The organism is Streptomyces sp. URMC 127, from assembly GCF_051386535.1.
In the GTDB taxonomy this organism is placed as follows: Bacteria; Actinomycetota; Actinomycetes; order Streptomycetales; family Streptomycetaceae; genus Streptomyces.
The window spans coordinates 1-742 of sequence record NZ_JBPQTW010000478.1 but is presented as its reverse complement, the minus strand read 5'-3'; the positions used below and the strand labels follow the sequence as shown (position 1 = coordinate 742).

Genomic DNA, 742 nt, shown 5'->3' with positions numbered 1-742 from the left:
CGCCCGCCCGGGCGCGTCACGCCCCTGCCGGGTCACACCCCCGCCGCCCCCAGCAGCGACCCGGCCGCGTACGTGACGGCCATGGCCAGCGCGCCCCCGGCCGCGTTGCGCAGCATGGCGGGCCCCGCCGGGGCGTCCCCCATGCGTGCGCTCCCCCACCCGCACAGCAGGAGCGCGGCGAGCACCGCCACCACCGTGACCGCCAGCCGCAGGTGCGCCGGCGGGAGCACGATGGCGAGCAGGGGCAGGAGCGATCCGGCCGTGAAGGCGAGGAAGCTCGCCCCGGCGGCCTGCCAGGGGCTGGTGAGCTCGTCGGGGTCGATGCCGAGTTCGACCTCGGCGTGGGCGCGGAGGGCGTCGTGCTCCGTGAGCTGTTCGGCGACCTCGCGGGCGAGCTCGGAGGTGAGGCCCTTGCCTTCGAGGAGCGTGGTGAGCTCGTCGAGTTCGGCCTGCGGCGCGACGGCGAGCTCGGTGCGCTCCAGGGCGAGGGCGGCCCGCTCGGAGTCGCGCTGGGTGCTCACCGACACGTACTCGCCGGCGGCCATGGACATGGACCCGGCCAGCAGCCCGGCGAGTCCCGCGGTCAGCAGGGTGCCGCGGGAGTCCGTGGCGCCGGCGACGCCGACGACGAGGCCGGCGGTCGAGACGACGCCGTCGTTCGCGCCGAGGACGGCGGCGCGCAGCCGGTTGAGGCGGTTGCCGAGGGGGCCTTCGTGGGGCTCCTGGTGGGGAGGCACGGTGG

The 742-nt window shown here is 77.2% G+C and carries 1 protein-coding gene; it reads right to left on the bottom strand.

Annotation, left to right across the window (positions count from 1 at the left end; genetic code table 11):
• Positions 1-32 precede the first annotated feature (32 nt).
• Positions 33-737, bottom strand: a complete 705-nt coding sequence (locus ACSNOH_RS35000) for a VIT1/CCC1 transporter family protein (RefSeq protein ID WP_436725474.1) — start codon at positions 735-737, stop codon at positions 33-35.
• Positions 738-742: the final 5 nt, after the last annotated feature.